The sequence below is a fragment of the Streptomyces sp. NPDC013317 genome, from assembly GCF_055563155.1.
On sequence record NZ_JBVHDX010000014.1, the window covers coordinates 149,246 to 166,839 of the forward strand.

A 17,594-nucleotide genomic window follows, 5' to 3' on the forward strand; every position below is an offset into this window, starting at 1 on the left:
CCCTGCCGGGTCCGGCGGCGGGCGGATGCTGACCGGGGCGACCTGGGCGGTCCTCCTCCTCGGGCTCTGGCTCTGGGGCCGAGAGGCCACCGACGGACCGGGCGGCACCTCCGCCCCCACGACGGGCGACATGGCCGCGGTCGGCCGGCCGGCCGGTGCCGCCCTTCCCCCGGCGCACAGGCCCATCGCGCCCGCCGCGCCGCGCCGCGTCGAGATCCCGTCGCTCGGGATCGCGGCGCCGGTGGTCGGGCGCGGCCTGGACCGTACGGGGGCGGTGGACCCGCCGCCGTACGAGATGCCCGAATCCGTCGGCTGGTTCCGTACGGGTACGCGCCCCGGAGCGGAGGGCGCGGCGCTCTTCGTCGGCCACGTCGACACCGAGACCAGGCCCGCCGTCTTCTACGGGCTGAGCGCCGCCCGCCCGGGTGCCACGGTCAGAGTGATCCGCACCGACGGCTCGGTCGCCGAGTTCACCGTCGACGACGTACGGGTCTTCCCCCGGGAGGGCTTCGACGCGGGGAAGGTGTACGGGCAGCGGGAGGACGGCCGGGCGGAGCTGCGCCTGATCACCTGCGGCGGGACGTTCGACCGCGAGTCCGGTACGTACACGGCGAACGTCGTCGTCTCGGCGTACCTCACGGGAGCGAGCGGGGCGTGACCGCCGACGGGTGAGCCGGTCGGCGAAGGGGGCGGGGGGCGGCCCGGGCCCGGCCGGCGGGCATCTGATCGTCGGGTCCATCTGGCGGACCACGCGCCCGGCGGCCGGGCCGGTCCTCGACCGCGGGCGCACGGGCTGCGGGAGAAGCCCGGCGCCGCCGCGGGAGGTTCGGGTTCCGCAACTCTAGAACGGGCGTCCGTCACGAGGGCGGACATCCTCCGGGACGCCCTGAGATCGGCCGGTTCCGTACGGTCCAACCCGGCGTCCGCGGCGCGCGGTTGAGGGCGTGAGAGTACGGGGGATCGCGCGCTGGAACGATCAAGGCCCCCTCACCGATGGTGAGGGGGCCTTGACTCTGCGTGCGCCGCCAGGGACTCGAACCCCGGACCCGCTGATTAAGAGTCAGCTGCTCTAACCAACTGAGCTAGCGGCGCCTGCTGACCTGCGTAACTCTACCCGACGTCCGAGGGTGCTCCCGACCATTACCGGTTCTTCCGGCCTGTCGGATGGTCGTATCGGGCCTTCGATCCGTCAAAATGCGATATGTCCGGACAGTTGAGACACTGGCGCCCGTGCACCACGCCAGAAGATCTTGACGAGTGTGGAGGGGATTCGCATGAGCGTGCCGGTCTTCGAGGAGTACGAGCCCGCGGCCGACTGCGGCTGCGCGGGCTGCGCCCGGCAGCGGCGCGATCTCGCCCTTGGCCTGCCCGTCCGGGCGGGCGGTCATCCGGCGGCGCACGGTGCGCGCCGCGCGCTGGTCATGGTGACCGCCGCGGGAGTGGTCCTCGGCGGCGGGGGAGCGAGCGCGCTCGCCCGCCAGTCGGTCTCCACGACGCCCGTCACTCCGGCGGACGCGACGGCGGGGGCGGCTGGGGCGGCGGGGGGCGTCGCCGCGCCCGGGCCCGACACGCCGCAGGGCAGCGCGGGACCCCTGCACGGAGCGGCGGGTCCGGGGCCGCAGCAGCCGTCGCCGGCCGCGACCCCGACGACCAGTCAGATCTCTGCCCAGTCCCTGCGGAAGACCACCCGCACCGAGATCATCAACCGCGCCAAGCGGTGGGTGAACGCCAAGGTCCCGTACTCGATGGAGCGGTACTGGTCCGACGGCTACCGCCAGGACTGCTCGGGCTACGTCTCGATGGTGTGGAACCTGCGCGCCAACGAGTGGACGGGCAGCCTGGACCGCTTCGGGGACCGGATCGACCGGGCGGACCTCCAGGCCGGCGACATCCTGCTCTTCCACAACCCGGCCGATCCGACGAAGGGGTCGCACGTCACGGTCTTCGGCGGCTGGACGGACTACACGCACACGTCGTACCTCGCGTACGAGCAGACCAAGCCGCGCACCAGGCGGCAGGCGACGCCGCTGGCGTACTGGAAGAACTCGGCCCGCTACGTGGCCTACCGCTACAAGGGCGTGGTCGGCGGTGGGAGTGCCGTCGGGGGCGGTGGTGCCGCCGGCCCGGCCGCCACGTCGACGGCGTACCCGGGCTCGGAGATGTTCGGCCCCGGCGCGAACAACGCTCACGTCACGAGGCTCGGACGGCTGCTCGTCGAGCGCGGAGGCAAGCGGTACTACCGCCAGGGCCCGGGCCCGCGCTGGAGCGAGGCGGACCGCCAGGCGACGGCGGCGTTCCAGCGGGCGCAGGGCTGGAAGGGCAAGGAGGCGGACGGGATGCCCGGGCCGCACACCTGGCGTCTGCTGGTGACGGCCAAGGGGCGGAGCATCGGCGGTTCGAGTGGTTCGGGGGGTCCGAGCGCGAATGCGGCGGGGTTCCCCGGGCGTGGCTACTTCCGTCCGGGCCAATCCAACGCATATGTGGAGAAGCTGGGCAAACAGCTGGTGAAGCGGGGCTACGGCAAGCACTACCTGTCGGGTCCCGGTCCGCGCTGGAGCGAGGCGGACCGTCGCAATGTCGAGGCGTTCCAGCGGGCACAGGGATGGCGCGGCGGCGCGGCCGACGGCTACCCGGGCCCGGAGACCTGGCGGCGCTTGTTCCGATGACCCCGAGAGCATGAGGTGGACCCCATGACCGCATCGACGCCACACCCCGACTCGGGCGCGGCGGCCAGCCGTGACGCGGCCCGCACGGCCCGCCGCCTGACGGCGGAACCGCGCGGCCCGAGACCGTCGGTCCGCTCGCCGGAGCCGACGGGCGAGGCGGGCGCGGCATCGGAGACGCCCACCCCGTCCGCGCCGCAGCCTTCGGCCGCCTCGACCCCGGGCGCCGGAAGCGCGGCGACGCCGGGAGGGCCCGTGGGCGGTTCGGCCCCGGGCTCCGGGCCGTCGGCCCCGGAGGGCCAGGCCCGGGCCGCCGGAAGCCCGGCACCGGACGGCGCGGTCGCACCGGACCGCCCGGCCCCGGCCGCCGGAGGACCAGAGACCCCGGGCGCGGCGCCGTCGGGCGGCGCGACGCCGTGCGCCGGAGCGCAGGCCCCGCAGGTCCATGTCGCGTCGCACGGTTCGGCCTCGGGTGCCGGAGGTGCGGCGACGCCGGGGACGGTGGCTTCGGATCACGCGGTCCCGGGGACGGCGCCGTCGGGCGGCGCGACGCCGGGCGCCGGTGGGTCGGTGTCGCAGGGCCCGGTGGCTCCGGGCCACGCGGCCGCGAGTGCCGGTGGGTCGGTGTCCCAGGGCACGGGCCTCTCCGCCGCCGTGGATCCCGCCGGTCCCTCCAGCGCGCCAGGCGATCACGCCGCGAAGGCTTCTGAGGGGGCGTCGGCGGGGCCGGTCGCCACCGGTGGCCCGCCGAACGCCGTCAACGGCTCCGCCCCCGGCGCGGCCGTGGTCACCGAGCCGCGCACGTCGGCGACGCCGGGCACGGTGCCCGGCGCGGCCGATGCGGCCGACGCCGCGGCGACCGCTCTGCCGGTGGCCGACGCGGGCGCCCCGACCGCTGCCGACGCCGTGGCCGATACGCGCACACCGGGCCGTTCGCCGGCCTCAGCCGCCGGCCCCACGGCACCGGGCGGCGATGCCGGGCTCGGCACGCCGGCCGGTGGGACCGGCCTGACCGCCGCCCGCCCTACGCCCGATCTGCCCGGCGCTCCGGGCGCCTCGGCGGCGGGCCCGCGCGCACCGGGCGTCCTGTGGCCCGAGGTTTCTGCCGGTGCCGGTGCCGGTGCCGGTGCCGGTGCCGGTGCCGGTGTCAGGGCTTCGGCCGCCCGCCCTACGCCCGATCTGCCCGGCGCCCCGGGCGCCTCGGCGGCGGGCCCGCGCGCACCGGGCGTCGTGGGGACCGTGGCTTCTGCCGACCCGGGCGCTCTCGGTGCCAAGGCCTCAGCCGCCGACCCTGCGGCGACGGTCGGCGATGCGCGGTCCTCCACGCCGGTCGGTGCGACCGGTTCGACCGCTGCCCGCTCGGCGGCCGATGCGCCCAGTGCTCCGGCCGCCTCCGCCGTCGGCCCGCGCACGCCGGGCATCCCCGACCCTGAAGTCTCTGCCGGTCCGGCCATTCTCGGCGCCACGTCCGGCGCAGCCCGCCCCGTGGCTCCGGGCGCGACCGGCCCGCGTACGCCCGGCGGTTCGTCGGCCGACCGCGGCGCGGCCGGTGCGCTCGCTGCCGCGACCGCGTCCGGTGCGTCGCAGGGCGCCCCCGGGCCCGATGCGAACCGTTCCCGTCCTTCGGGCGCCGGTGGCGCGGCTTCGGCCGCTCGTCCCGCTGCCGGTGGGCCCGCAGCGGCGACCGGCCCGCGTGCGCAGGGCGCCCCTGAGTCCGACGTCTCCGCCGACCCGGGGGGTGCCGCACACCCCGCCGCGACCGGCCCTCGTACGCCGGTGGGGGCGACCGGCCTGACCGCCGCACGCCCCGCCGCGAACGGCACCCGCGCACCCGGCGCCGCCCCTGCCGCCTCCGCCGCCCCTGCCGCCTCCGCCGCCCCCGCCGCCAAGGACCCCGACGCGCCCGCGCCCCGCAGCGGCGACGCGCGGGTCGATCCTCGGCGGATCGTCCGTGGTGACGTCGGGGTCGTCGCCGTGCCCGTCGTCGCCGAGCCGCACGTGGCCGTGCGCCCCGGGGGGCGGCGGAAGAACGTGATCGGGGCCGAGACCACCGGCTCCATCCCCGTACACCTGCTCTTCCGGAAGGAGCCCGACGCCGACGACGACGGCGGGCCCGCCACCGTCGCCATGGCCGCCCCCGTCCCCGCGCACATCCCCAAGGCCGTCATCCCCGCCCCCACCCGTCCCGAGCCGTCCCGCCCGGCCCCCAGCGCCGACCCCAGACTCGTCGAGCGGGACGGGGCCGTGCTGCCCGGGTGGACCGGGGTCGTCGCCGGGGCGCTCGCGCTCACCGGGTGCGCCGCCGTCCTGTGGTGGGTCGGGGCCGTGCCCGAGCAGCTCACGCGCATGCTCCGGCTGCCCCCGCGTCCGTACCACGGCATCCACCTCGGCCAGTGGGCCCTCCTCGCCCTCGGGGTCCTGCTGACCCTCTTCTCCTTCGGCGGTCTCGGCCGCGGCCGCGTCGGCTACGCCTGGGTCCTCACCCTCTTCGGCGACTACCGCGGGACCGTCCGCCGTACCGGGCTCGTCTGGGTCAGCCCGCTGCTCCTGCGCCGCCGCGTGGACATCCGTCTCCGCCACTGGCGCAGCGAGCCGCTCTCCGCGGTCGACGCCAAGGGCACCGCGCTCCGGGTCGTCGTCCTCGTCGTCTGGCGCATCCGTGACACCGTCCGCGCCGCGCTCGGCGTCGACGGCCACGAGGACTACCTGCGCGAGCAGGTCGAGGCGGCGATGGCCCGGGTCCTGTCCCAGCTTCCGGCCGACGCCTTCCACGAGGACGCCCCGACCCTGCGCGACGCGGAGGCGGTCGGGGAGGCCCTCACCCGGATGCTCTCCGCGGAGTGCGCGCCGGTGGGGATCGACGTGTTCTCGGCGCAGCCGACCCGTATCGAGTACGCCCCCGAGATCGCGGCGGCGATGCAGCGCCGCCGGATCGCCGCGATCGACGCCAAGCACCGTGACAGCGTGCTGACCTCCGTCGTGGACGCCGTGGACGACGTGGTCCACCGGCTGACCACGCGTGGTCTCGTCGAGCTGGACGACTACGAGCGCAAGGCGCTGGTCAAGGACCTGACGGTGGCGTTCTACACCGGCCGGACCGGGCCCGTGGAGGGCGCGTGACGGGGTGCGTGGCCGGTATGGACATGTTCAACTTCCGTCAATACCTTGGTACTTGGTCTAGACCGGAATAGGCACTACCGCACAAGCGCGCCAGCGCAGGCGCACCAGCATCAGAACCACCCGCACCACCCGCACGCGTGCAGCACGGCTCGGAACTCCCCCACGTTCACCAGGAGCGACAGCATGCGCAAAAAGATAGGCGTGGCGGCGGTGGCGCTCGGCGTCGCCGGCGCCTCCCTCTTCGCCACCAGCAGCGCCAGCGGCCACGGGTACACCGACTCCCCGATCAGTCGTCAGAAGCTCTGCGCCAACGGCACCGTGACCAACTGCGGCGACATCCAGTGGGAGCCGCAGTCGGTCGAGGGCCTCAAGGGCTTCCCGTCCGCCGGACCCGCCGACGGCACGATCTGCGCCGGCGGGAACTCGCGGTTCGCCCAGCTCGACGACCCCCGGGGCGGCGCCTGGCCCACCACGCGGCTCACCGCGGGCCAGAGCCACACCTTCCGCTGGCAGTTCACCGCCCGCCACAGCACCACCGACTTCAAGTACTACATCACCAAGAACGGCTGGAACGGCAGCCAGAAGCTCACCAGGGCGGCGCTCGATCCCCAGCCGTTCCTGACCGTCCCCTACAACAACGCACAGCCCCCGGCCACGCTCTCGCACTCCGGGACCGTCCCGGCGGGCAAGTCCGGGCGGCATCTCATCCTCGCGGTCTGGACGATCGCGGACACCGGGAACGCGTTCTACGCGTGCTCGGATGTTCAGTTCTGACGGAGCGTCAGTTACCGTCCGGTGCATGACCGAACCCACCGTGGCGGAGCTCGTGCGTCGGCAATGGGGCGACCACAGGGTCGGGCTGAGGACGGAGGGCACGGTCCTCACCCACCACCAGGTCGCCGCCGGAGCCGCCGCACGGGCGGCGCTCCTCGTCGATCTGCTGCCCCGGGGTGCCGAGCCGCACCTCGGGGTACTGCTCGACAACACGCCGGAATTCCCGCTCTGGCTGAGCGCGGCGGCCCTCGCCGGGGCCGCCGTCGCCGGCATCAACCCCACCCGGCGCGGCGCCGAACTGGCTCGCGACATCGTCCACACGGACTGCCGCGTCCTGGTCACCCAGCGCGCCCACCTCCCCCTCCTCGACGGCCTTCCCCTGCCGGGCGTACGCGTCCTGGTGACCGACACGGACGCCTACCGGAAGCTGCTGGCCCTCTTCGAGGGCGCCGAGCCCGGAGAGGCCACCGTCCGCCCCGTGCGCCCCGACAGCCGGATGCTGCTCTACTTCACCTCCGGCTCGACGGGAGCGCCCAAGGCGGCGATCTGCAGCCAGGGCCGGCTCGCCGCCGCCGGCCGCTCGCTCGTCGACCACTTCGGCGTACGGCCCGAGGACGTCCACTACGTCTGCATGCCCATGTTCCACGGCAACGCGGTCATCGCGGACTGGGCCCCGGCGCTCGCCGCCGGGGCGGGCGTGGCGCTGCGGGACCGTTTCTCGGCCTCCCGTTTCCTGCCGGACGTACGGGAGTTCGGCGCGACCTACTTCACGTACGTCGGCCGTGCGGTCCAGTACCTGCTGGCCACCCCTGCGCGTCCGGACGACCGTGAGCACCGGCTGCGTCTCGGCTTCGGTACGGAGGCGGGGGCCGTGGACGCGGCCCGCTTCCAGGCACGGTTCGGGGCGCGGCTCGTCGAGGGCTACGGCTCCTCGGAGGGCGGCGCGGCGATCCAGCGGACTGCGGACACCCCGACCGGAGCCATCGGGCGGGCGGCGCCGGGGGACGACCTGGCGGTGGTGGACCCGGCGACCGGCGAGGAGTGTCCGCCCGCCGTCCTCTCGCCCGACGGCCGGCTCCTCAACGCCTCCGCGGCGATCGGCGAACTCGTCAACCGCGGCCGGAACCCCTTCGAGGGCTACTGGCGCAACCCCGAGGCGGACGCCGCCCGGACGCGCGGCGGCTGGTACTGGACCGGCGACCTCTTCTACCGGACCGCCGACGGCTTCCTCTGGTTCGCGGGCCGGGACGACGACCGGCTGCGCGTCGACAGCGAGAACCTCGCGGCCGCGGTGATCGAGCGGATCCTGTCCCGTTGGGAGCGTGCGGCCGGTGTCGCCGTGTACGCGATACCCGACCCGGTCGCGGGCGACCAGGTGATGACGGCGATCGCCCTGCGCGAGGACCCGGCCGGGGCCGCCGACTTCGATCCGGTCGCGTTCGAGGCGTTCCTCGCCGCCCAGCCGGACCTGGGCACCAAGATGCCCCCGCGGTTCGTGCGCGTCGTCCCGAGGCTCCCGCTGACCGCCACGAACAAGATCCACCGCGTGGCCCTGCGCCGGGACTCCTTCCTCTGCGGGGACCCGGTCTGGTGGCGCCCCGCGCCGGCGAGCCCGTACGAACCCCTGACGCCGGACGCCCTCGCCGGGCTCCGGTCCGTCTACGCCGCCCACGACCGCTCGCCCCGAGGGCCGGGCGCCGCCGAACAGCCTGCCGCGCCGCAGAGGTAGCGCCCGCCCACTTGCCGGCACGGGGGTAGGGCCAGGCCTACCCCCGTACACCCCCCAGACCCATGGCCCCGCCCGGCGGCCGGCCCCTACGGTGAACCCCATGTCGCCCCCCATCTCCCGGCAGGCCCTCACTCCCTGGCAGGCCCTCACGCGGGCCCGGTATCCGCGGACCGTCTGGCCCTGGCGGTCCGCGGGCTATCTGGCGACCGGGGTGCTCACCGGTGCGCTCGCGCTGCTCGTCCTGCTGGTGCTCGTCCTCTTCTCCTTCGTGCTCGTCGGGCTTCCGCTGCTCCTCCTCGCCGGCGTCGCCCTCGGCGGCATCGAGCGCCGCCGGCTCCGGCTCGTCGACCTCGACCCCGCCGCCGACCCGCACCGCGTCCCGGACGCGCCCGGACTCGCCGCCTGGCTCCGCGTCCGCGTCCGGGAACAGGCCACCTGGCGGGAGCTCGCGTACGCCGTCCTGCACGCCACCGTCCTGTGGCCGCTCGACCTGATCGTCCTCGCCGTCGCCCTCGGGCTGCCCGCCGCCCTGATCAGCGCCCCCCTCCAGCTGGCCGTCGACGGCGAGGAGGCCAAGGTGGTCAAGGCGTACCTGGTCACCTCCTATCCGCAGGCGTTCGCCGCCGCCCTCCTCGGATGCGTCCTCCTCGTCGCCCTGCTCTACCCGCTGGGCGCGCTCGCCGGCGCCCGCGCCGCCCTCGGCCGGGCACTGCTCGCACCCCGTGAGACCGAGCTGCGCGAGCGCATCGGCGAGGTCACCGCCTCCCGCGCGCGGCTCGTCGACGCCTTCGAGGCCGAACGGCGACGGATCGAGCGCGATCTCCACGACGGCGCCCAACAGCGCCTGGTCGCCCTCACCATGACCCTCGGCCTGGCCCGCCTCGACGCCCCGCCCGGCCCGCTCGCCGACCTGCTCACCGAGGCCCACGCGGAGGCCGGCCGGGTCCTGACCGAACTGCGCGAACTCATCCACGGCATCCATCCGCAGGTGCTCGCCGACTACGGCCTCGGCGCGGCCCTCAGCGACGCCGCCGACCGCTCCGCCGTACCCGTCGACACCGACGTCGACCTGCCACGGCTGCCCACCGCCGTGGAGAGCGCCGGCTACTTCGCCGTCTGCGAGGCCCTGGCCAACATCGGCAAGCACAGCGGTGCCACCCAGGCCCGCCTCACCGCCCGGTACGAGGACGGGCGGCTGCGGGTCGGCGTCGAGGACGACGGGCGTGGCGGCGCCGACCCGGCCCGCGGCTCCGGACTCACCGGACTGGCCGACCGGCTCGCCGTCCTCGATGGCACACTGACGATCATGAGCCCGCCGGGCGGGCCGACCGTTCTAGGAGTGGAGATCCCGTGCCGACCGCCGTCCGAGCCCTCCGTGTCGTCCTCGCCGAGGACAGCGTCCTCCTCCGCGAGGGCCTGATCGGGCTGCTGGCCCGTTTCGGCCACGAGGTCGTGGCCGCCGTCGGCGACGCGGACGCGCTGCGCGCGGCGGTCGCGGAGCACGATCCGGACATCGTCGTCACCGACGTGCGGATGCCGCCCGGCTTCCAGGACGAGGGGCTGCGCGCCGCCGTGGCGCTGCGCGCCGAGCGTCCGCGGCTGCCCGTCCTCGTCCTCAGCCAGTACGTGCAGCGCACCTACGCCGCCGATCTCCTGGACGCGGGCGACGGCACCGGCGTCGGGTACCTCCTCAAGGACCGGGTCGGCCAGGTCGAGGAGTTCCTGGACGCACTCGGCCGGGTAGCCGACGGCGGCACGGTCGTGGACCCCGAGGTGGTCCGGCAGCTGCTGCGCCGCCGCCGCGATCCGCTGGAGGCGCTGACCCCGCGCGAGCGGGAGGTCCTCGGTCTGGTCGCCGAGGGGCACTCGAACGGGGAGATCGCGCGTCGGCTCGTCGTCACCGAGGCGGCCGTCGGCAAGCACATCGGCAACATCCTGGGGAAGCTGGACCTGCCGCCCGCGGAGGAGACCCACCGCCGGGTGCTGGCCGTCCTGACGTACCTGAGGGCGTGACGACGTACGGGGGCTGACGGAAGCGGGGGACACGAAGAAGCCCCCCGCTTCCGCGAGGGGCTTCTTCCGTCTGTGCGCCGCCAGGGACTCGAACCCCGGACCCGCTGATTAAGAGTCAGCTGCTCTAACCAACTGAGCTAGCGGCGCCTGCTGACAGAGAAAATACTACCTGGTCCTCGGAGGTGGTTCCGACCACGATCCGGCGAGGACCAGGTCACATCCGGGGACGAGTCGGTCCGTACCGACTCAGATCGCCAGCGACAGGACCACCGGAGCCGCCCTGCGGTTCAGCGTGTCGGCCGCCGAGCGCAGCCGGTGGGCGTGCTCGATCGGCAGCGAGAGGGCCAGGCAGCCCACGGCCGCGCCGGCCGTCAGCGGCACCGCCGCGCAGACCGTGCCCACCGCGTACTCCTGGAGGTCGAGCACCGGGACGGTCGGCGGCTGGCTGTCCAGCTTGGAGAAGAGCACCTTCTCGTTGGTGATCGTCCGGGAGGTCAGCCGGGCGATCTTGTGGCGCGAGAGGTGGTCCCGGCGGCCGTTCTGATCGAGCTGGGTCAGCAGGCACTTGCCGACCGCGCTGGCGTGCGCGGCCGAGCGGAAGTCCACCCATTCGTTGACCGCGGGCGTGCGAGGGCCGTCGGCGAACTGGGTGATCTTCACCTCGCCGTCGATGTACCGGCTGATGTACACCGCGGCGCCCACGGAGTCGCGCAGCTCGGTCAGCGTCTCCTGGAGCTTGCCCTCCAGCGCCTCGCGCCGGGTCAGCCCGGAGCCCAGCAGGACCAGGGAGTCGCCGATCACATAGGCGCCGTCGGCGACCTGCTCGACGTACCCCTCGCGGCGGAGCATCAGCAGCAGGGACGACAGGTGGGCGACGGGCAGACCGGTCTCACGAGCGATCTGGACGTCCGTCACCCCGCCACCGTGCCGTGAGACCGTCTCAAGGACGCGCAGGGCGTATTGCACCGAGTGGAACGGCGCGGTGGGCTCGGGCTTCAGCGCCACGGTTTCCCCCTACCAGGTTGTGACCGCAAGCTTCCGTACCACGATAGCCGTCAAGCTCCCTTTTCGGGGCGGCTGTTGGCGATTGATGCGGCGCCCCAGCCTCATACGCTGGGGCGCACCACCCTGGCATATGCCATGGTCACAGCACCTTAAGAGAGTCTGAGGTCAGAGCACCGCGCCGAGAAACTCGCGAGTACGCGCGTGCTCCGGATCCGAGAAGATTTTTTCCGGAGAACCGGACTCGATCACCCGTCCCGCGTCGAACATCAGGACCTCGTCCGAGATGTCACGGGCGAAGTTCATCTCGTGCGTCACACAGATCATGGTGATGTCCGTCGTCGCCGCGATCTCCCGGAGCAGGTCCAGGACGCCCGCCACGAGCTCGGGGTCGAGCGCGGAGGTCACCTCGTCCAGCAGGAGCACCTTCGGCTCCATGGCGAGCGCCCGCGCGATCGCGACCCGCTGCTGCTGTCCGCCGGACAACTGTGCGGGCCTGGCCTCGCACTTGTCGGCGAGGCCGACCATGTCGAGCAGCTCGCGGCCGCGTGCCTCGGCCTCCTCCCGGCTCTTGCCCAGGCTCCGTACCGGCGCCTCGGTGATGTTGCGCAGCACGGACATGTGGGGGAAGAGGTTGAAGTGCTGGAAGACCATCCCGATCTTCCGCCGCACCTCCCGGCGGTGCTTCTCGTCGGCCGGGTACAGCTTCCCGCCGTTGACCCGGATGGTCCCCGCGTCGGGCTTCTCCAAGGTCATCAGCAGCCGCAGGATCGTCGTCTTGCCGGAACCGGAGGGTCCGATCAGGGTGACGTGCTTGCCCGGACTGACCGAGAAGCTGAGGTCGTCGAGGACCGTCTGGTCCCCGAAGCGCTTGGTGACGTTCTCGAATCGAATGAGCTGGTCAGTGGGCAAGGCGGCGCTCCAGGGTGCGGAGAAGAAGAGACGCGGGATACGCGATCAGGACAAAGGCCACACCGACCACCGTGAGCGGCTCGGTGTACTGGAAGGTCGCGGCGGATTCCAGCCGCGACTGCTGCAGGAGTTCGAGCACACCGATTCCGGCCAGGATCGGGGTGTCCTTCAGCATCGCGATGACGTAGTTGCCGAGCGCGGGAGTGATCCGGCGCAGCGCCTGCGGCAGGATCACCGTCAGCCACGTCCGGTGGCGCGGCAGGCTGAGCGCCTTCGCCGCCTCCCACTGCCCGACGGGTACGGCGTCGATGCCGGCCCGGTAGACCTGCGCGGTGTACGTCGAGTAGTGCAGCCCGATCGCGAGCGTGCCGGTGGCCAGGGCGGAGAGCTGCACGCCCCACTCCGGCAGCACGAAGAAGAGGAAGAAGAGCTGGACGAGCAGGGGTGTCGTCCGGATGAACTCGGTCACGGCGTGCACCGGCCAGCGCACCCACCTGCTCGGGGCCCGGAAACCGAGCGCCCAGACCAGGCCGAGCGTGAACGAGATCAGTGAGCCGAGCGCCAGCACCTGCAGGGTGAGGAGCACGCCGTCCCAGAACCTCGGAAGGAAGTCCGCCACCGCGGACCAGTCCCAGTTCACTTGGCCACCACCCCCAGGTTCGCCTTGGTGCGCCGTTCCAGCGCCTTCATCGAGCGGGTGATCACCAGCGCGATCACGAAGTACACGACCAGCGTCACGGTGTAGATCCCGCCACTCTCCTGGGTCGCGAGCCGGACCAGATAGGCGGCGAACGACACGTCCCCCACTCCGAGCAGCGAGACCAGGGCGGTGCCCTTGAGCAGCTCGATCAGGAGGTTGCAGAAGGACGGGATCATCTCGGGCACGGCCTGCGGGAGCAGGACGAGCCGCAGCCGCTGCCAGGGCGTCAGGCTGAGCGCGACCCCCGCCTCGCGCTGCGCCTCCGGTACGGCGTTCAGGCCGCCCCGCACGATCTCGGCGCCGTACGCCCCGTAGGAGAGGCCGAGCGCGAGGATCGCCGCCCACATCGGCACGAGCTGCCAGCCGGCCAGCGGCGGCAGCACGAAGAACAGCCAGAACATGAGGATCAGCGCGGAGGTGCCGCGGAAGACCTCGGTGTACAGCGCGGCCAGGAAGCGGACGACGCGGGAGCGATGCGTACGGGCGGTCCCGACGGTGAACGCGACCAGCGCGGCGAGCGCGGCGGAGGCGACCAGGAGCTGAAGGGTGATCCAGATGCCGGGCAGGACCCAGTTCTGCCAGAGTCCCGCGGTCATCGGCACAGCTCCTCGGCGGTCAGGGTGGTCATCTCGGCCTCGGTGAAGCCGAAGCGCCGCATGATCCGGAAGAGTTCGCCACTCTTCTTCATGCGGTGCAGCTCGGTGTTGAAGGCGTCCCGCAGGGCCGTGTCGGTGGGGCGGAAGGCGAAGCCTCCCCCGTCGACCGTCCGCTTCCCGTCGACGACGGCGGCGAAGGGCTCGGTGGCCTCGGCCCTGGCGGACTTGCCCACCACCAGGCGGGTCGTCAGCGCGGTGGCGGCGAAGACGTCGACACGGCCGGACTCGACCGCGTTCAGGCCGGCGACCTGGTCCTGGAGGATGACGATGTCCTTCTCCGGGTACCCGGCGGCCACGGCATGGGCGATCTGGGCGTAGCCGCCGCCGGTCGCGAAGCGCGCCTCGGAGCGCACCACGTCGTCGTACGAGCGGAGGTTCTTCGGGTTGCCCTTGCGGACGACGAAGCCGTCGAGCATCTGGTATTCGGGGTCGGCGAAGAGCACCTGCGCGCAGCGCTCCTTGTTGATGTACATCCCGGCCGCGACGGCGTCGAACTGCTGGGAGCCGAGCCCGGGTATGAGCGAGCCGAAGTCGGTGGCGACGGGCTGGACGTCCCGTATGCCCAGTCGCCCGAAGATCACCCGGGCGAGTTCGGGGGCCTCGCCGGTGAACGCGCCCTGCTCGTCGACGTAGCCGTACGGCACCTCGCCGGCGATGCCGAGGCGGACGGTGCCCTGGGATCTGAGCCGGCCGAGCGTGTCACCGGAGGCGACACGGGCACAGCCGGCGGCCGCGGTCGTCGCGGCGGCCGCTGTCCCCCACAGCACCGTGCGTCGCCGTATCTGGTTCTTTGTTCGAGGCATGGGCGCGCGGCTACCCGAAGCTGAACCGGTCATTCCTTCGGAATAACCGGAGACAGCCTCCTGTTCTCCTCTCGGTACATACGTCTATGGGCAGAGGGGTCGTCAACGGTGAGCGACGCGATTCGGGGCACGGCACACGGGGACTCGCCCGCGCCGCTGTCCGTACTGGACCTGGTGACCGTCGGCAGCGGGCGGACCGCGAGCCAGGCGCTGACCACCAGCGTCGAGATCAGCAAGCTCGCCGAGCGGCGCGGCTACCACCGCCACTGGGTGGCCGAGCACCATTCGATGCCCGGCGTCGCCTCCTCCTCGCCCGCCGTGATCCTGGCGCACCTCGCCGCCCACACCCGCCGTATCCGGCTCGGCTCGGGCGGCGTGATGCTGCCCAACCACGCCCCGCTGGTGATCGCCGAGCAGTTCGGCACGCTGGAGGCCTTCGCCCCCGGCCGCGTCGACCTCGGTCTCGGCCGCGCCCCCGGCACGGACGGCGCCACGGCCGCGGCGCTGCGCCGGACCCAGACCCTGAACGAGGGTGCGGACGACTTCCCGCAGCAGCTGGCCGAGCTGACCCGGTTCCTGGACGACGACTTCCCCGACGGACACCCCTACGCCCGGATCCACGCCGTGCCCGGACCCGTGCAGGGGCCTTCCGGGCGCCCGCCGATCTGGCTCCTCGGCTCCTCCGGCTTCAGCGCGCGCCTCGCCGGGATGCTCGGCCTGCCCTTCGCCTTCGCCCACCACTTCTCCGCGCAGAACACGGTTCCGGCGCTCGACCTCTACCGGGACTCCTTCCGTCCCTCCGAGGTCCTCGACGCCCCCTACGCGCTCATCGGCGTCGGCGCGCTCGCCGCCGACGACGCGAAGGAGGCCCGCCGGCAGGTCATGACGGGCGCCCTGTCGATGCTGCGGCTGCGCACGGGCCGGCCCAGTCTCATCCCGACGCCGGAGGAGGCGGAGGCGTACCCGTTCAGTCCGACGGAGCGGGAGTTCGTGGAGAGCTGGCTCGTGAACATCGTCCACGGCACCGCGGACGAGGTCCGGACAGGTCTGGACGATCTGCGCAAGCGGACCGGGGCCGACGAGCTGATGATCACGGCCAACGCGCACGGCGGCGATGTCCGGCTGCGGAGCTACGAGTTGATCGCGGACGCCTACGGCATGCCGGAACTCGGCTGAGAAAGTAGGGGGTTGGTTCAGTCCGGAACGTGAGGCTCCGGCACCCCTAAGTGAACCTTAAACCGCTCGTCACCCATGGTGGCGGGCGGTTCGCTTCTGTGCTGCACCGCTCTGACGAGGGGTTTCACCTGCCAATTGGTCTAGTCCTCAATCTGGTTCAGACCATTGACGTGCTGTTTGCGCAGGGGTTATCACTTCACCAACTCCCGTCTCGCGTCACCCCCTCGGAGGCCGAACGTGCACCCCCGTAAGCCATTGATCGCCGCGCTCCTGAGCACGGCCCTCGCCGCAGGCGCGCTCGCCGCGACCGTCGGCATCGGCTCCGCCCAGGCGGCCGACACCGTGACCACCGCCGCTGCCGCCGCCGACGGCAACGTGCGCATCGCGTACTACGACCAGTGGAGCGTGTACGGGAACGCCTTCTATCCCAAGCACCTCGACACCCGGGGCATCGCGAGCAAGCTGGACGTCATCAACTACTCGTTCGGCAACATCCACCCCACCAACCTCACCTGTTTCATGGCCAACAAGGCCGCGGGGGACGACAACAACCCCAACGCGGGCGACGGCGCGGGCGACTCCTACGCCGACTACCAGAAGTCCTTCGGCGCGGCGGACAGCGTGGACGGCGTGGCCGACACCTGGAACCAGCCGATCGTGGGCGTCTTCAACCAGTTCAAGGAGCTGAAGGCGAAGTACCCCCACCTGAAGATCAACATCTCGCTCGGCGGCTGGACCTACTCCAAGTACTTCCACGACGCCGCGAAGACGGACGCCAGCCGCAAGAAGCTGGTCTCCTCCTGTATAGACCAGTACCTCAAGGGCAACCTCCCGGTCGAGGGCGGCTTCGGCGGCGCCGGCACCGCCGCGGGCATCTTCGACGGCATCGACATCGACTGGGAGTACCCCGGCTCCGAGGGCGGCCACCTCGGCAACCACTACGGACCCGAGGACAAGCAGAACTTCACCCTCCTGCTCGCCGAGTTCCGCAAGCAGCTCGACGAGTACGGCGCGGCCAACGGCGGCAAGAAATACATGCTGACCGCGGCCCTCCCGGCCGGCCAGGACAAGATCAAGCACATCGAGACGGACAAGATCGGCGCGTACCTCGACTACGCGAACATCATGACGTACGACATGCACGGCGCCTGGGACGGCGACGGGCCGACGTACCACCAGTCCCCGCTCTACTCCGGCTCGAACGACCCGACCGACCCCATCGCGCCGGGCACCGAGAAGTACTCGATCGACAACGCGATCGACTCCTGGATCGACGGCAAGCCGGCCTACGGCATCGCCGGCGGCTTCCCGGCCGACAAACTGACGCTGGGCTACGAGTTCTACTACCGCGGCTGGAAGGGCGTCCCCGCGGGCAGCGCCAACGGCCTCGCCCAGTCCGCCACCGGCGGTTCCGCCGCCCGTCCGCTCAGCCAGCAGGCCGGCATCGCCCACTACAAGGAGCTCGGCGGCGTCGTCGACAACGCGGCGACCACCTTCTGGGACGACCAGGCCAAGTCCTCGTACTTCTACAAGGACGGCGAGTTCTTCACCGGCCTGAACCAGAAGTCCATCCAGGCCCGGGTGGACTACGGCAAGCAGCGCGGCCTGGCCGGCGCGATGATGTACTCGCTCCTCGGCCTGGACAACAACATCACGCTGCTGAACCAGATCAGCGACGCCCTCGGCGGCACCACCGTCCCGCCGACCACGCCGCCCACCACCCCGCCCACGACGCCTCCGACCACCCCGCCCACGACCCCGCCGACCACCCCGCCCACCGGCTGCGGCTCGGTCCCGGCGTACGTGGCCGGCACGGTCTACACCGGCGGCTCGGTCGTCTCCCACAACGGCCGCAAGTGGCTCGCCCAGTGGTGGACCCAGAACGAGACGCCGGGCACGACCGGCGAGTGGGGCGTCTGGAAGGACCAGGGCGCCTGCTAGGTCCCACCCCCCGCCGCTCAGCGGGGCGCCGTGCCCGGCGGCACCCCGCTGAGCCCCCATGACCACTGCCCCCGCCCGGATGTCCCTCCGGCCGGGGGCAGTTCC

At 72.8% G+C, this 17,594-nt stretch carries 14 protein-coding genes and 2 tRNA genes; 9 read left to right on the plus strand and 7 right to left on the minus strand.

Annotation, left to right across the window (positions count from 1 at the left end; all coding sequences use genetic code 11):
- Positions 1-25: 25 nt before the first annotated feature.
- A complete protein-coding gene (locus tag ACZ3IJ_RS29930) occupies positions 26-658 on the plus strand; it encodes a class F sortase (RefSeq protein ID WP_467473152.1) in 633 nt (210 codons plus the stop codon).
- Positions 659-1,018: 360 nt separating this feature from the next.
- Here ACZ3IJ_RS29930 and ACZ3IJ_RS29935 read toward each other — a convergent pair.
- Positions 1,019-1,092 (minus strand) — tRNA-Lys (locus tag ACZ3IJ_RS29935).
- Between the two features lie 182 nt (positions 1,093-1,274).
- Between ACZ3IJ_RS29935 and ACZ3IJ_RS29940 the strand changes: the two genes are divergently transcribed.
- The 6 genes from ACZ3IJ_RS29940 (at position 1,275) to ACZ3IJ_RS29965 (ending at position 10,299) form a co-directional block, all read left to right on the plus strand.
- A complete protein-coding gene (locus ACZ3IJ_RS29940) occupies positions 1,275-2,666 on the plus strand; it encodes a peptidoglycan-binding protein (protein WP_467473154.1) in 1,392 nt (463 codons plus the stop codon).
- Positions 2,667-2,690: 24 nt separating this feature from the next.
- Complete coding sequence (locus ACZ3IJ_RS29945) at positions 2,691-5,783, plus strand: SPFH domain-containing protein (protein ID WP_467473155.1); 3,093 nt, start codon at positions 2,691-2,693, stop codon at positions 5,781-5,783.
- A 183-nt stretch (positions 5,784-5,966) separates the two neighbouring features.
- On the plus strand, positions 5,967-6,557 hold the full coding sequence (locus ACZ3IJ_RS29950; protein ID WP_467473157.1) for a lytic polysaccharide monooxygenase auxiliary activity family 9 protein: 591 nt from the start codon (positions 5,967-5,969) through the stop codon (positions 6,555-6,557).
- Between the two features lie 25 nt (positions 6,558-6,582).
- The gene (locus ACZ3IJ_RS29955; RefSeq protein WP_467473158.1) at positions 6,583-8,286 is read left to right on the plus strand and encodes an AMP-binding protein; all 1,704 of its coding nucleotides are present in this window, start codon (positions 6,583-6,585) and stop codon (positions 8,284-8,286) included.
- Between the two features lie 100 nt (positions 8,287-8,386).
- Positions 8,387-9,706, plus strand: coding sequence for a sensor histidine kinase (locus tag ACZ3IJ_RS29960; RefSeq protein WP_467473160.1), 1,320 nt, complete (start codon positions 8,387-8,389; stop codon positions 9,704-9,706).
- A complete protein-coding gene (locus tag ACZ3IJ_RS29965) occupies positions 9,637-10,299 on the plus strand; it encodes a response regulator (protein ID WP_467473162.1) in 663 nt (220 codons plus the stop codon). The genes ACZ3IJ_RS29960 and ACZ3IJ_RS29965 overlap by 70 nt, the downstream gene beginning before the upstream one ends.
- Positions 10,300-10,372: 73 nt before the next feature.
- Here ACZ3IJ_RS29965 and ACZ3IJ_RS29970 read toward each other — a convergent pair.
- The 6 genes from ACZ3IJ_RS29970 to ehuB form a co-directional block, all read right to left on the minus strand.
- Positions 10,373-10,446: transfer RNA gene (locus tag ACZ3IJ_RS29970), tRNA-Lys, on the minus strand.
- Positions 10,447-10,545: 99 nt separating this feature from the next.
- Complete coding sequence (locus tag ACZ3IJ_RS29975) at positions 10,546-11,304, minus strand: IclR family transcriptional regulator (RefSeq protein ID WP_352187504.1); 759 nt, start codon at positions 11,302-11,304, stop codon at positions 10,546-10,548.
- A gap of 165 nt (positions 11,305-11,469) precedes the next feature.
- Positions 11,470-12,213 carry an ectoine/hydroxyectoine ABC transporter ATP-binding protein EhuA gene (ehuA, locus tag ACZ3IJ_RS29980; RefSeq protein ID WP_391797169.1) on the minus strand — a complete coding sequence of 248 codons (744 nt, stop codon included), beginning with the start codon at positions 12,211-12,213 and terminating at the stop codon, positions 11,470-11,472.
- Entirely contained in the window at positions 12,203-12,853 is a 651-nt protein-coding gene (gene ehuD, locus ACZ3IJ_RS29985; protein WP_391797170.1) for an ectoine/hydroxyectoine ABC transporter permease subunit EhuD, read from the minus strand. Before ehuD ends, ehuA begins: the two co-directional genes overlap by 11 nt.
- A complete protein-coding gene (gene ehuC, locus ACZ3IJ_RS29990; RefSeq protein ID WP_467473165.1) occupies positions 12,850-13,509 on the minus strand; it encodes an ectoine/hydroxyectoine ABC transporter permease subunit EhuC in 660 nt (219 codons plus the stop codon). Before ehuC ends, ehuD begins: the two co-directional genes overlap by 4 nt.
- Complete coding sequence (ehuB, locus tag ACZ3IJ_RS29995; protein ID WP_467473167.1) at positions 13,506-14,372, minus strand: ectoine/hydroxyectoine ABC transporter substrate-binding protein EhuB; 867 nt, start codon at positions 14,370-14,372, stop codon at positions 13,506-13,508. The genes ehuC and ehuB overlap by 4 nt, the downstream gene beginning before the upstream one ends.
- 108 nt (positions 14,373-14,480) lie before the next feature.
- Here ehuB and ACZ3IJ_RS30000 point away from each other — a divergent pair, with 108 nt between their 5' ends.
- Both ACZ3IJ_RS30000 and ACZ3IJ_RS30005 read left to right on the plus strand, forming a co-directional pair.
- Complete coding sequence (locus ACZ3IJ_RS30000) at positions 14,481-15,548, plus strand: LLM class flavin-dependent oxidoreductase (protein WP_467473169.1); 1,068 nt, start codon at positions 14,481-14,483, stop codon at positions 15,546-15,548.
- Positions 15,549-15,785: 237 nt separating this feature from the next.
- On the plus strand, positions 15,786-17,489 hold the full coding sequence (locus tag ACZ3IJ_RS30005) for a glycosyl hydrolase family 18 protein (RefSeq protein WP_467473170.1): 1,704 nt from the start codon (positions 15,786-15,788) through the stop codon (positions 17,487-17,489).
- Positions 17,490-17,594 lie beyond the last annotated feature (105 nt).

What these genes read in the sequence shown, in the direction of transcription:
- ACZ3IJ_RS29940 (WP_467473154.1), top strand. Translation starts at nt 1,275, where the DNA reads ATGAGCGTGCCGGTCTTCGAGGAGTACGAGCCCGCGGCCGACTGCGGC.
- ehuB (WP_467473167.1), bottom strand. Translation starts at nt 14,372, where the DNA reads ATGCCTCGAACAAAGAACCAGATACGGCGACGCACGGTGCTGTGGGGG.
- ACZ3IJ_RS29960 (WP_467473160.1), top strand. Translation starts at nt 8,387, where the DNA reads ATGTCGCCCCCCATCTCCCGGCAGGCCCTCACTCCCTGGCAGGCCCTC.
- ACZ3IJ_RS29945 (WP_467473155.1), top strand. Translation starts at nt 2,691, where the DNA reads ATGACCGCATCGACGCCACACCCCGACTCGGGCGCGGCGGCCAGCCGT.
- ACZ3IJ_RS29955 (WP_467473158.1), top strand. Translation starts at nt 6,583, where the DNA reads ATGACCGAACCCACCGTGGCGGAGCTCGTGCGTCGGCAATGGGGCGAC.
- ACZ3IJ_RS29950 (WP_467473157.1), top strand. Translation starts at nt 5,967, where the DNA reads ATGCGCAAAAAGATAGGCGTGGCGGCGGTGGCGCTCGGCGTCGCCGGC.
- ehuC (WP_467473165.1), bottom strand. Translation starts at nt 13,509, where the DNA reads ATGACCGCGGGACTCTGGCAGAACTGGGTCCTGCCCGGCATCTGGATC.
- ACZ3IJ_RS29930 (WP_467473152.1), top strand. Translation starts at nt 26, where the DNA reads ATGCTGACCGGGGCGACCTGGGCGGTCCTCCTCCTCGGGCTCTGGCTC.